The organism is Pradoshia sp. Z6_59 (assembly GCF_058267515.1).
In genome coordinates this window covers 305,036-318,029 of the sequence record NZ_JBZCPP010000002.1, presented here as the reverse complement: position 1 = coordinate 318,029, position 12,994 = coordinate 305,036, and the positions used below count along the sequence as shown (strand labels likewise).

Annotated in this window: 11 protein-coding genes; 7 read left to right on the top strand and 4 right to left on the bottom strand. The window is 36.5% G+C overall.

Features of this window, described 5'->3' with window-relative positions; all coding sequences use genetic code 11:
* Window positions 1-1,037 precede the first annotated feature (1,037 nt).
* Complete coding sequence (locus tag AC4D4B_RS03760) at window positions 1,038-1,292, top strand: GlsB/YeaQ/YmgE family stress response membrane protein (protein ID WP_490996938.1); 255 nt, start codon at window positions 1,038-1,040, stop codon at window positions 1,290-1,292.
* A gap of 113 nt (window positions 1,293-1,405) precedes the next feature.
* Here AC4D4B_RS03760 and AC4D4B_RS03755 read toward each other — a convergent pair whose 3' ends face one another.
* Window positions 1,406-2,290, bottom strand: coding sequence for an RluA family pseudouridine synthase (locus AC4D4B_RS03755; RefSeq protein WP_490996937.1), 885 nt, complete (start codon window positions 2,288-2,290; stop codon window positions 1,406-1,408).
* A gap of 107 nt (window positions 2,291-2,397) precedes the next feature.
* Between AC4D4B_RS03755 and AC4D4B_RS03750 the strand changes: the two genes are divergently transcribed.
* The gene (locus AC4D4B_RS03750; protein WP_490999204.1) at window positions 2,398-2,790 is read left to right on the top strand and encodes a DUF5365 family protein; all 393 of its coding nucleotides are present in this window, start codon (window positions 2,398-2,400) and stop codon (window positions 2,788-2,790) included.
* Window positions 2,791-2,824: 34 nt separating this feature from the next.
* On the opposite strand, the gene AC4D4B_RS03745 is transcribed toward AC4D4B_RS03750, so the two are convergent.
* A complete protein-coding gene (locus AC4D4B_RS03745) occupies window positions 2,825-3,289 on the bottom strand; it encodes a thioredoxin family protein (protein WP_490996935.1) in 465 nt (154 codons plus the stop codon).
* The gene (locus tag AC4D4B_RS03740) at window positions 3,286-3,723 is read right to left on the bottom strand and encodes a disulfide oxidoreductase (RefSeq protein ID WP_490996934.1); all 438 of its coding nucleotides are present in this window, start codon (window positions 3,721-3,723) and stop codon (window positions 3,286-3,288) included. Before AC4D4B_RS03740 ends, AC4D4B_RS03745 begins: the two co-directional genes overlap by 4 nt.
* A gap of 201 nt (window positions 3,724-3,924) precedes the next feature.
* On the opposite strand from AC4D4B_RS03740, the gene AC4D4B_RS03735 reads away from it, so the two are divergent.
* The 3 genes from AC4D4B_RS03735 to AC4D4B_RS03725 all read left to right on the top strand — a co-directional run bounded on the left by AC4D4B_RS03735 (window position 3,925) and on the right by AC4D4B_RS03725 (window position 9,159).
* Window positions 3,925-5,610 (top strand): glycoside hydrolase family 13 protein, encoded by a 1,686-nt coding sequence (locus AC4D4B_RS03735; protein ID WP_490999203.1) that lies wholly within the window; start codon window positions 3,925-3,927, stop codon window positions 5,608-5,610.
* 163 nt (window positions 5,611-5,773) lie between these two features.
* Window positions 5,774-7,315, top strand: coding sequence for a GNAT family N-acetyltransferase (locus AC4D4B_RS03730; RefSeq protein ID WP_490996932.1), 1,542 nt, complete (start codon window positions 5,774-5,776; stop codon window positions 7,313-7,315).
* A gap of 116 nt (window positions 7,316-7,431) precedes the next feature.
* Complete coding sequence (locus tag AC4D4B_RS03725) at window positions 7,432-9,159, top strand: phospho-sugar mutase (RefSeq protein WP_490999202.1); 1,728 nt, start codon at window positions 7,432-7,434, stop codon at window positions 9,157-9,159.
* Between the two features lie 111 nt (window positions 9,160-9,270).
* Here the strand turns inward: AC4D4B_RS03725 and AC4D4B_RS03720 are convergent, their stop codons facing one another.
* The gene (locus AC4D4B_RS03720) at window positions 9,271-9,522 is read right to left on the bottom strand and encodes a YhdB family protein (RefSeq protein ID WP_066102706.1); all 252 of its coding nucleotides are present in this window, start codon (window positions 9,520-9,522) and stop codon (window positions 9,271-9,273) included.
* Window positions 9,523-9,902: 380 nt separating this feature from the next.
* On the opposite strand from AC4D4B_RS03720, the gene AC4D4B_RS03715 reads away from it, so the two are divergent.
* Together AC4D4B_RS03715 and AC4D4B_RS03710 are read left to right on the top strand one after the other, a co-directional pair.
* Window positions 9,903-11,315, top strand: coding sequence for a SpoVR family protein (locus AC4D4B_RS03715; protein ID WP_490999201.1), 1,413 nt, complete (start codon window positions 9,903-9,905; stop codon window positions 11,313-11,315).
* A 243-nt stretch (window positions 11,316-11,558) separates the two neighbouring features.
* Window positions 11,559-12,821 (top strand): MFS transporter, encoded by a 1,263-nt coding sequence (locus AC4D4B_RS03710; protein ID WP_490999200.1) that lies wholly within the window; start codon window positions 11,559-11,561, stop codon window positions 12,819-12,821.
* Window positions 12,822-12,994: the final 173 nt, after the last annotated feature.

Below are 12,994 nucleotides of genomic sequence, written 5' to 3'. Positions count from 1 at the left end.
CAAATGGAATCCTTTCGACAAAATACCAATGAATCCCTGATATATAAGGATTTTATATTTTGATTAAGGTTAAGTTTTATATGATCTTAATGGCAATTCGAGGTGAGCTTAATCAACCGTTTCTAGTCAGAGGTGTAGTCTCTATAAAAATGGAAAAGTATTCTATGATTGGTATTTTCAAATGGCGGGTTAATAGCTAGTTCTGTATTGTATGCTCTAGGTCTGCAAAACGAGAACAAGCTATGCACAACAAATTTTTATAGACATTTCTATTTAATCTTTGTGGAGTCATACATGATTTGCAAAGTGGATTCTTCATAATCGAATTTCTTAAATACAAAAGAAGTCTTACATCCATTATATATCGAAAATGTTATCAAAACCATTTGTATGATCCTCCTATCTATATAGTAAGGTTAACCATACTCAACCAAAAATATTATTACGGCAGATTTACCTATCCAAATTAAAATTAAATCTCTATTGGAATATTTAACCTATAATGATCCATTATATAGTAAAGAAATCTTTATAAACAGATTCTTTGGACTTGTTTTCCTTTCTGGATAGCGGATGTACAATGCTAATAATCATATTTAATTGCTGGGTTTAAACCGATTCTCCCATAAAAGCGAAGCGTGTTTAACCAACCTTTCTATAGTATTTGCTAGATATTGATTAGTACTCAATCTAAAAAGCAAGAAGTATTATTACCCTTAATAACGAACATTTAATCTTCTAAATTAAATTTAATATAAATAATGTACATACATGTTTATTACAAAAATGAACGGGAATGTATAGAGTATTAACGGCGCCGTTGAATAAAAGAAAACAGTCCTTAATTGGGCTGAACAAGAAATTATTTGTGAGTAACCACAGATCTTGTATAAATATTAACAATCGAATTAGGGATAAACTTGAGTCTGTTGGCTACTCTATATATTGAAATATGTTTTGAAGTTATAAAGCAATTATCCCTAATCAGGTAACTGACATAGTCAGGCCAATTGAACAAATTAAAGGAGGAAAATAACATGAGTTTTATCATATCATTAATCGTAGGTGGAATTTTAGGTTGGGTTGCAAGTTTAATCGTAGGTAGAGATGTACCAGGTGGTATTATCGGTAACATTATTGCAGGTATTATTGGTTCTTGGTTAGGTACAGCTATTTTTGGAGATATGGGACCATCAGTTGCAGGATATGCAATTATACCGGCATTAATCGGTGCGATTATTTTAATCTTCATCGTAAGTATGATTATGAAAGCTGTAAGAAAAACAGCCTAACGATCAATTAAAAATCTTAATATAACTTAAAAAGCAAAAGGCAAATCCTTTCTACCCTAATAAGTAGTAAAGGATTTGTCTTTTTTTTGCGTTAGTAATTTGTAGAAAATCTACTATATAAATGGAATTTTGCTTTCGACCGACAGTTCTTCTCCGGTAAGCGGCTGTATAAACTCTAATTTGTATGCATGAAGGGCCTGTCTATTAAGAGTAGTACTTTTCATTCCACCATATAAGGTATCACCAATCAGCGGATGGCCAATAGAGCTCATATGGACTCGTATTTGATGAGTACGGCCTGTTTCCAATTTACAGGCTACAAGAGATTGATTTTTAGATTTAAATCTTTGTAAAACTTTATATTTTGTTACTGCGTGTTTACCAGAAGTGGATACTCGCATTTTCCCTGCTGTATGCCGGTCTCTTGCAATCGGAGCAGTTATCGTACCATGCTCTTTTTTTACGATCCCCTGAACTAGGGCTGCATAAGTTCTTTTAATTTTCCCTTGACTCAAAGCCTGATCCAGTATCGCCCCCGCATAAGCATGCTTAGCAAAGAGAATGGCACCGGAAGTATCCTTATCTAAGCGATGGATATGACGAGGCTTAATTTTATTATTATCCATATATGCGGTGACAGCATTCATTAAGGAATGGTTATCATTTTCTGAGATTGGATGTGTATTAAGAAATGGTGGTTTGTTCACGACCATAATATCATCATCCTCATAAAGGATATCTAATTTCATATTTAACGGTACTAACACATTTAAATCTTCTGCATAAATGGGTATATATATAATAGAAGAAGATTCTATTTTAGTTGACCAGGAAATCGCCTCACCATTTAGTAAAACGTTTTTTTTCATTCGCCATTGATGCAGCATTTTCTTTGGAATATGAAGGTGATCTCTTAAAATGATTTCTACTGATTTTCCTATCCAGTCAGGAGGGCAGGTAATTAGGGCATATGGACCTGATTTAATTACGTTTAGCATGTAAATACCTCGTTTTTAGCAAAGTTAATTAGTATTATCAATACAATATCATGTGCTATCCTATAAATGCCAACAGAGGAAGATTGCAGAAAGTGAGGGTGATCAATATGAAAATTGTAGAAGGCTCTCTTCGTTTACAGGATATAGAAATGGGTAAGGCTGTAGAGAAATTTTATTTCGACCTGTTCCCAATGTACTTTACTAAAGAACAAATTGATTTGTTTACCTTAAATGAAGTACTGTCTGTACCGGGTTCAAATTCTCATATCGGTACATTAAAAGGTGCCTTTCAAGCATTATCCTGTATGCAAACCTTAATGATCATTCTAGAAAATCGAAGTAAAGATTCCAAGGCTGTTGAATTATTTAATCACAATTCACGGCTCTTGAATGAACTTGGTATCTTTTTTCCGTTTGAGCATAAACACTTTTTTAGTGAGGATAGACAGATTGAGCTTCCATTGTACCAAACAAAAGCAGCCAACACCTATTTAATTTAAAGAAACACGCCGAGCATTGCGCCCGGCGTGTTTTTTATAAATTGTCAAACCACTGTTTAAATTCTTCAGCGGTATGTTCTCCAGAAATACGGCTTGTTTCTTCACCATTTTTATAATGGATAAGAGTCGGTGTTCCTGATCCTTCGATTTCGTCCCAGCCTTGCTCAAACTCCAGCACATTATATTGATAAATATGCTCGTCCATTTCTTCTGCTACGGGCATTAGAATTGGAGTGGTTTTTACACAATGCGGACATTCGGGACTGAAATAATAAACAGTCATTGCTTCTTCTTTTTCAAGCTTCTCATCCAATTCATCCGGTGTAATGATGTTTTGATACAATGGATCATCTAATTGATCAACAGTGGCAGGTCTTAAATTTTCTTTTCCATATGGATTATTGCCTGACGTTTTTTCTGTTTGCTGTTTATTAGATAAATACGCTATTGCGGCAAAAATTAAAACAACCGCTGCGACGAAAATAACGACTTTCTTCATTTTGTTTCCCCCTTTGTCACTTTAAATATATACAAGCTGCATACAAATATGATGATAAAAGCAATTAATGCAAGCATTGGTATTGTAATGAAGCCAAGCCAGTTAATATAGTCGCCTGTACACGGAATTCGGCCGCATGTAACAGCGCGATCCGTAAAAAACGGTACCTTTTGAATAAGCACGTGATAGGTTGAGATGCACGCTCCAATGGCAGATAAAATCATTGTATAAAAAGCAATATGATAGTCTTTTTTCCATATTGCCAGCACAAGGATTACTGTAAAAGGATACATGACAATCCGTTGATACCAACATAAAACACATGGCTCATAGCCTTTTATTTCAGAAAAATACAGACTGCCGGCCATCGCTATAAAGGCTGCAGCAAATGCCAGAAAAAGGGCGTTGTCACGATTTATAATTTTTCGTTGCATGAAAATTCCCCCTTTTCACCTTATTTCCTACATTAAAATTATAGTATGTTATCATAATATTGTAAAAAGAAATCGCTTACCAATACATAATTGGGGTATATTGGCTTTGAGGTCCAAATGTTTACTTTAATATCAAGAGAAGTAGGAACAGATTTTTAGTATTAATACCAATGTACACATCGTTAGGAAGGTGGCTGGACAATGAGGAAACAGTGGTGGAAAGAAGCAGTCGTTTATCAGATTTACCCAAGAAGCTTTATGGATTCCAATGGAGATGGAGTGGGTGATATTCAGGGAATTATCTCACGCCTGGACTATTTGAAAGAGCTTGGAATAGATGTAGTCTGGCTTTCTCCGGTATATAAGTCACCAAATGATGATAATGGTTACGATATTAGTGATTATCGCGATATTATGGATGAGTTCGGAACAATGCGGGATTGGGAAATGATGCTTGAGGAAATGCATAAAAGAGGCATAAGGCTTGTGATGGATCTTGTCGTTAATCATTCATCTGATGAACATGCATGGTTTATGGAGTCGAAAAAATCAAAAGACAATCCTTATAGAGATTATTACATATGGCGTCCTGGTAAAGATGGAAAAGAGCCGAATAACTGGGAATCCTTTTTTAGCGGATCAACTTGGCAATATAATGAAGCAACTGATGATTATTACTTACATTTATTCTCTAAAAAACAGCCGGATCTTAACTGGGAAAATGAAAAGGTTCGTAAAGAAGTATATGATCTTATGAAGTTTTGGCTTGATAAAGGGGTAGATGGATTCCGAATGGATGTAATCAATCTAATTTCCAAGGATCCATCGCTCTCTGATGGTCCGGTTGTGGAAGGCAAAGATTATGCGTCTGGTGCGGATTATTATATGAACGGCCCTAAAATACATGAGTATTTACAGGAAATGAATAAAGAGGTACTTTCGCATTACGATGTCATGTCTGTTGGAGAAACCCCTGGTGTAACACCACATGAAGGTATTTTATATACAGGTGAGGATCGTCATGAGTTAGATATGATTTTTCAATTTGAACATATGGACGTAGATTCCGGTCCATCAGGAAAATGGGAAGTTAAGCCCCTGGACTTGGTGAAATTAAAAAAAATCTTATCAAAATGGCAAACAGAGCTGCATGGAAAAGGGTGGAACAGTCTTTATTGGAATAATCATGACCAGCCGAGAATCGTTTCCCGTTTTGGGGATGATGGCACATATCGTATAGAATCAGCCAAAATGCTGGGTACATGTCTGCATTTCCTGCAGGGTACTCCTTATATATATCAGGGTGAGGAAATCGGAATGACAAATGTACAATTTCCTGATATTGAGTATTACCGGGATATCGAGAGTATAAATATGTACAATGAAAAAATAGAAAAAGGCATGGAGCCAGAGCAGATCATGAAGGGCATCTTTGCAAAAGGCCGTGACAATGCACGTACCCCAATGCAGTGGGATAACTCTGAGCAAGCTGGCTTTTCAGCCGGGAAACCGTGGATTAACGTAAATCCAAACTATGTGGATATAAACGCTAAGAGTGCATTAAATGATCCTGATTCGATTTTCTACTATTATAAGAAGCTAATCGCCCTGCGTAAGGAAATGCGAATTATAGTAGATGGAAGTTATGAATTGATTGAAGCAGAAAACCAACATATCTTTGCCTATATGAGACATCTTGATAATCAAACATTGCTTGTATTAACGAATTTTACGGGTGAGGAACAACCAGTAACTTGGCCGAATAGTGTAAAAGATTATCCTGGACAAAAGGTAATAAGTAATTACCCTGATCGTGCTAAGCAAGAAACTGCAGTTGAGACAATCTTGAGACCATGGGAAGCTATAGTTTATTTAATAGAAAGATAAAGCACTAAAGCTGTTGGAGATAAATCCAGCAGTTTATCTTTATATGACGGCAGCTGTATCGAGTTTTCTTTCCATTTGGTCCTTGTCCATTGTTTAAAAAAACAGATATATGGGAAAAAACAGAGGATAGAGAGAATGGGTTTGAAAAAGGAGTGTCGTGTCCGTGACAGAGGAATTGGATTTAACTAAATATGAACATAAAATGGAAATTAGGCGAATGGAGATCCGCGATATAGATGATATTATGGAGCTTCAAAAGCTTTGTTTTCCCGGGATGGATCCGTGGAAACGCGAGCATTTGGAAAGCCATTTATCCATTTTTCCGGAAGGACAATTTGTAGCAGAATTAAATGATGAAGTGATTGGTTCATGCTCTAGTTTAATCATTAATTTTGATGAATATGATGATCGTCATACCTGGTCTGAAATAACAGATGACGGATATATCACCAACCATAATCCAGATGGTTTAAATCTTTATGGTATAGAAGTTATGGTCCATCCTAAGTATAGAAAAATGAAGGTTGGGCATCGTTTGTATGAGGAACGTAAGGAATTAGCCCGTAAATTAAATCTAAAAAGTATTATTATCGGTGGAAGGATTCCAAACTACCATAAATATGCAGATCAAATGACTGCACGTGAATATGTGGAAGAAGTACGCTTACATAAAATATATGATCCGGTCTTATCCTTCCAATTTCTGAATGAATTTACGCTCACACGTATTAATCAAAACTATTTGGAGGATGACCGAGCATCAGGAAAATATGCAACACTTATGGAATGGAATAATGTAGATTATCGTCCTAAATCCAAACGGTATTATAAAACAGCTTATCCAGTCCGCATATGTGTCGTTCAATATATGATGAGAAAAATTAACTCCTTCGAAGATTTCGCGAACCAAGTTGAATACTTTGTTGATGTGGCAGCTGATGCAGATTCTGATTTTGTAGTATTTCCAGAAATTTTAACCTCTCAATTGATGTCCTTTTTAGATGAAAAGGTTCCAAGTAAGGCAGTGCGAAAAGTAACAGATTTTACAGAGCAATATATTGAGTTGTTTACAAACTTGGCGGTCCGCTATAATGTAAATATTATTGGCGGTTCCCATTTTGTAAAAGAAGAGGATGATAATATTTATAATATTGCTTACCTCTTTAGGAGAGATGGAACAATCGAAAAGCAATATAAACTCCATATTACACCGAATGAGAAAAAGTGGTGGGGGATTAATGAAGGCGATGAGGTAAATGTATTCGATACGGATTGCGGAAAAATCTCCATGTTAATTTGCTATGATATCGAGTTTCCTGAATTATCCAGAATTGCGACAGATAAAGGAGCAAATATTATTTTCACTCCATTCTGTACAGAAGATCGACAGGGATATTTACGGGTTAGATACTGTGCTCAGGCACGTGCAGTCGAAAATCAAGTTTACACCGTCATATCTGGAACAGTAGGCAATCTGCCACAAACAGAAAATATGGACATTCAATATGCGCAATCGGCGATCTTTACACCCTCTGATTTTGAATATCCGCGTGATGGCATTGTGGGTGAAACGAATGCTAATATTGAAATGGTGATGATTGGAGATGTAGACCTTGAAATATTGCGCCGTCAAAGATTATCCGGGACCGTACGCCAACTAAAGGATCGGAGAAGGGACTTATATGAGCTTCATTACAAAAAGTAGTGATTGGTAAATATTTCTCTGAAGATATTACTTGAAAATATTCAATAAATATTAAATTTTTAGTAAAATAAAGAAGATCTTATTTAGTTAGCAATTATTTAGGAGGAATAAAATAAATGGATTGGAAAACAACTTTTAATAAATGGAATGATCATTTAACGCTTGAACCAGAGCTTCATGAAAAATTGACTGCTCTTGTGGATGATGAAGTAGCGTTAGAAGATTGTTTCTATAAAAATTTAGAATTTGGTACAGGCGGTATGCGTGGCGAGATTGGTGTAGGAACAAACCGCATGAATGTTTATACAATCCGTAAAGCAACACAAGGCTTTGCATCCTATATTGAGAAATTAGGAGAAGAAGCAAAACAACGTGGAGTTGTTATTGCTTATGATTCCAGACATAAATCACCTGAGTTTGCGATGGAAGCAGCAAAAACATTGGCAACAAACGGCATTCAAGCTTATGTATTTGATAGCCTTCGTCCAACTCCGGAGCTTTCTTTTGCAGTTCGATACTTACATGCAATAGGTGGTATTGTTATTACGGCAAGCCATAATCCTCCAGAATATAATGGATATAAAGTGTATAACGAAGATGGTGGACAACTGCCTCCTGCTGATGCAGATGTTCTGATTGAGATGGTTAATGCCATTGAAAATGAACTTGAAATTAAAGTGGAGGAAGAGTCTGTCTTACGTGATAAAGGATTAATTAAAATCATCGGTAAAGAAGTAGACGATGCATACAATGAAAAAGTGCTAACTATTTCTGAACAGCCTAATTTAGCAAAAGAAGTAGATGTTAAAGTCGTTTTCACACCGCTTCATGGTACAGCTAATCTTTCTGTTCGCCGAGCATTGAAGGATTTAGGCTATGAACATGTGGAAGTTGTAAAAGAACAAGAATTACCTGATCCTGAATTCTCAACTGTAAAATCTCCTAACCCAGAAGAGCATGCTGCTTTTGAATTGGCAATCACTAAAGGTAAAGAGATTGGCGCGGATATTTTAATTGGTACAGATCCAGATGCTGACCGTGTTGGCATTGCTGTTAAGAATGAAGAAGGAGAATATACGGTTTTAACCGGTAACCAAACAGGTGCGTTATTCTTAGACTATATTCTGTCTCAGAAACAGGAAAAAGGAACATTGCCTAAAAATGGAATTATGTTCAAAACAATTGTAACATCAGAATTTGGCCGTTCCATTGCCTCCAGCTATGGTGTTGAAACGGAAGATGTTTTGACTGGATTTAAATTTATTGGAGAAAAAATTAAGCAATATGAAGAGTCTGGAGAATATTCTTTCCTATTTGGATATGAAGAAAGCTATGGCTCATTAATTAAAGATTTTGCCCGTGATAAAGATGCGGTTCAGGCTGCAGTAATGGCGGTAGAAATTTGTGCCCATTACAAACGCCTTGGAAAAACCTTATATCAGGCATTAGAGGATTTATATGAGAAGCATGGTTATTACTTAGAAGGAATGCGTTCCTTGACTCTAAAAGGAAAAGAAGGAGCTGCTCAAATCCAGCAAATTCTTGCTACATTCCGTAAGGAGCCGCTAGCCTCTCTTGCAGGTGTAAAAGTAGTGGCTGTTGAAGATTATAAAGAAAGCACACGAATGGATTTACTTACGAATGAAGAGGAAGCAATCCATTTACCAAAATCCAATGTTCTTAAATATTTCTTTGAAGATGAGTCTTGGGTTTGTTTAAGACCATCCGGAACTGAGCCTAAAATTAAGTTCTACTTTGCTGTTAAGGATAGCCAAAAACAAGCAAGTGAACAAAAGCTTCAGTCCTTTATGAATGAAATGATGCAAAAAGTATCAGAAATATAAAATACAAAACAGAGAGCTGACAAAAGGTCAGCTCTCTGTTTGTTTATACCCTTGGTTTCGCTGTTTGCATTTAACCGTATATTTTTCCCACCACAGAAAAAAATAAAGATATTAAAAAGTCTGCATCGCCCATCCTTCTTCCTGATCATAAGGCAGGAATGTTGCATGGTCTATATATTGAAGAAGGGCATTTAGGGTCTTTTCAACGGACGCATTATCCTTAGAGAAATGATAGGCGTGCAGAAAATGTTCAATTTTTTTGGACAAAAAGTGGTCTTTTGTCCTTACCATCAGAAGTAGGAGGTTATCCCATTCTGAACGATGCGTGTAATACAAAGCACGATCATAATCAACCTTATCCATTTGCTTCACTCTCCTTCTAGTGAGGAGTTAAAATTAGTTTGTTCAAAGTCATCATTTTATCACCCTGTAAAAGTTGGTCAGTTTGTAAATAGTAAAAATGAAACTTTTCATGGCTTAATTGTTAGCGGAACGGTTATCCTAATATCCGTATTTGACGTTTCTATTCTATATTTAATGTACGCAGTGACGAGTATGTGTAAGATATAGGCTAGATTTTAGGGAAGGCTATTACATAAAGGTAATTTGTAAAACATAACTTAGGGACAATTCTGTCTCTTACTACATTCCTCAGATTGTTTATAGCGAAGTTGAGGAGTTTTTATACATGATTTTCCCATCCCCTCATATTAATGAGGTAAGAGAATGAGGGGGGTGAATGGGTGAGAGCAGACGAGCAAAAAGACTTGGAGTATGCCATTGATGAAATAACGGAAATCGCTGTTGGATTTGGGCTCGATTTTTACCCAATGAGATATGAAATCTGCCCAAGTGAAATAATATATACTTTTGGAGCATATGGAATGCCAACTCGATACTCTCATTGGAGTTTCGGCAAACAATTTCACAAGATGAAGCTTCAATATGACGTGGGTTTAAGCAAAATTTACGAGCTAGTCATAAATTCTGATCCTTGCTATGCCTTTTTATTAGATTCCAATTCCTTGATTCAAAACAAATTAATTGTGGCTCATGTGCTGGCACATTGTGATTTCTTTAAGAATAATGTCCGTTTTAAAAATACGAAGCGAGATATGGTGGAAAGTATGTCTGCCACTGCGGAAAGAGTTAGGCAATATGAGATAGAGCATGGGAAGCTGGAGGTTGAGAAGTTTCTTGATTCAGTCCTTGCGATTGAGGAACATATTGACCCTTCGCTTGTTCGTCCACAATTAAATTGGTCTATGGATGAAGAGGAGATAGAGGATGATTCTCCGCACTTCACTACACCGTACGATGATTTATGGAACTTGGATAGCAAGGAAAAGGGGCAAAAGAAAAAAACAAAGGTAAAGAAATTTCCCCCTCAGCCAGAAAAGGATATTCTTTTATTCATTGAACAATATAGCCGTAACCTAGAGGATTGGCAGCGAGACATACTCACGATGATGCGTGAAGAAATGCTCTACTTTTGGCCTCAGCTAGAGACTAAGATCATGAACGAAGGCTGGGCGAGCTACTGGCATCAACGCATCCTCCGTGAGCTTGATTTAACGAGCGGGGAATCGATTGAATTTGCGAAGCTTAATGCAGGGGTGGTGCAGCCGTCACGAACAGGCATTAACCCTTATTACTTGGGCATCAAGATGTTTGAGGATATTGAAGAGCGGTATAATAACCCAGACGAAGAGATGAAAAGGCGCGGGATTAAACCAAATTCAGGCCGTGAGAAAATGTTTGAAGTGCGGGAGATTGAATCTGATATTTCCTTCCTCCGCAATTACCTCACCAAGGATTTGGTCATGCGCGAGGATATGTATCTATTTCAGAAAAAAGGGCGCGATTATAAAATTGTTGATAAGGGATGGAAAGAAGTACGTGATCAGCTCGTTGGTATGCGGGTCAATGGAGGATTTCCATACATTACGGTAAACGATGGTGACTATTTGAAAAATGGCGAGCTCTATCTGAAGCATTGGTATGAAGATATTGAGTTGGATGTAAAATACCTGGAGAAAGTCTTGCCGCATATGCATTATTTATGGGGCCGTACGGTTCATATGGAAACGGTGTTGGAAGGCAAGGGGATTTTGTTTAGCTATGATGGGAAGAGTGTGAGTCGGAAATATGTGTGAGTTGGAAAGGAGAGCCGTACAGTCGGCTTTCCTTTTTTTGTGGTCAGTGATCTAGAGTAGCAAATAATTAAGTACAGAGCAATCAAAGTAGTATTGTACTTAAATTATCGTAAGCATTGATCCAAGAAGGATTAATGCTCTCTTTTGTTGAAATCCTTATTGTAGAAACGGGGGAAGGTTAGCTCAAGAAGAAAATTTGTATATTGTAATTGGTATTGTTATAACTAAGGGGGAGTTATGAAGTTGGGGGAATCTATAAATTATAAGAGTGCAAGCCTATTCAAAAATAAAAACTTTCTTATGTATTGGCTAGGTTACGTTTTTTCAGCTTTAGGCGATGCTATATATTTTTTTGTTATTCCTTGGATGATTAAAGAGATAACTGGCTCTGGAATTATGATGGGGATGTTTTTATTAGTAGTTGGAGTGCCAAGAATTGTATTGATGTTATTTGGTGGGGTAGTTGTCGACCGTTTCGATGGAAGAAAAATTATGTTCATCTCAGATATATCACGGGCTATGATAATGCTCGGCATATTTATTTTGATGGTAACAAATAGTATGAACATGTTTTTTATTTTTACATTAGGATTTGTGTTTGGTGTCCTAGATGCCTTTTATTGGCCAGCAGTTACTGCAATCCGTCAGAGAGTAGTATCGAAAGAACATTATGTACAATCTAATAGCTTATTAGCAGGTACATGGCAAATTACAGCATTAATTGGACCTATAACGGGAGCATTTCTATACCACATAGATAAGGGAGTAATGTGTGTGTTTGTTATAGGGATTGCATTTATTGTATCAGCATTAACTCTTTACTTTGTAAAATTAAAGCCGATTATAAAGGAAAAAGAAAGTCGTGAACAAAAAAACTCTATCAAAGAGGATTTAGCTTTTGGTGTAAAATATGTACTCCAAAATCATTTAGTTTTCACCTTAATTATCACCATGCTTTTTGCTAATATGAGTTTTAGGATGCTGGAAGTTGGACTACCTTTTTTAGCTGAGTCATTCAAAGCAAATGAGAAGGAATTTGGATTGATGCAATCAGCTCTTGGAGCTGGGGGATTAGTCGTTTCTTTCATTTTAACTTTTATTATTATTAAAAATCCAAGCCCAAAGGCTAATATGTTAGCCATATCTTGTCAAGGGTTAGGGTTATTACTGTTGGGATTAACGACAAATTACTGGCAAGCAATTGCAGCTATCGGCTTCATTGGTGTAGCAACAGCAGTAGTAAGCACTATTGGCCCAAGTATATTTCAGGAAACTATTCCAGAAGAAGTGATGGGGCGTGTATCAAGTATTAATATGATTGTTGCTCAAGGAGCGGTGCCATTAGCACAGGCAGCAGGAGGATGGTTCCTAGATACGACAGGACCAAATACGTTGTTTATTACTGCTGGAATTGTAGAAACCTTAACGGGATTGGTTGCATTAATGTTACCAGCAGTTTACTTATATGATAAAAGAGAGAAAAGTCATACAAAGGAAGTAATTTAACAGTTCTCCAGTAAGTATAGGGGGTGTAATTTCATATAAATAAAGCTGTTACTCTTTTAGCTACTATTTTATTTTTTGATTTTATAATACAACCCATATAATATCTGCAATACCTTAGATTCTTGATTTGTACTTAAAGTTTGTGAAGAAACGTACTTAAACAAACGGGGCAG